The organism is 'Chrysanthemum coronarium' phytoplasma (genome assembly GCF_000744065.1).
Taxonomy (GTDB): Bacteria; Bacillota_I; Bacilli_A; order Acholeplasmatales; family Acholeplasmataceae; genus Phytoplasma; species Phytoplasma asteris.
This window is the reverse complement of sequence record NZ_BBIY01000165.1, coordinates 1-534: the sequence shown is the minus strand read 5'-3', so window position 1 is coordinate 534 and position 534 is coordinate 1. Positions and strand designations below refer to the sequence as shown.

The window sequence follows — 534 nt, the reverse complement described above, 5'->3', positions numbered from 1 at the left end:
TTTTTTGTAGGCGATTACTGAGTTTTTTAAAAATATTGTTTCTTTTAAAAAAATCTTTTTCTTATTACTTATATTATAGCATTAATAATTTTAATAATTTAAAGTTTTTTTAAGTTTTTTAAAATTTATAAATAATTTTATTTATTTTTTTCCAACAACAAAAGCCGTCTAACAATTAGACAGCAAAATTAATTAAAAATATTGAATTTAAAATAATTTAATCAAATTAAATTAAAGAGAAATTTGAAAATTTTGAATATAATTATTTTCAAGATATCTATACCAATATTGACATTCAACTTTATTTCAATATTTTAATATCTGTATCTTTTTTTTCATAATCTTTTTTAAGTTTTAATTTAAGTTTTTGTAATTTAAAATATTTTTTAAAATTCTTATTAAGAAAATGATTTTTTGGTTGAATACCAGATAAATTTAAACTAAAATAATTAGAATTTTGAAATTGTTGTGAATTCATATAAGATTTACACAACAAAGTCAAATTATGTGGAATTTTAATATTTTTTCCATTGA

General features: G+C 15.5%; 1 pseudogene. It reads right to left on the bottom strand.

The window, feature by feature from the left end:
- Positions 1-301 precede the first annotated feature (301 nt).
- A pseudogene (locus OYV_RS05480) lies at positions 302-534 on the bottom strand (hypothetical protein); the annotation flags it as partial.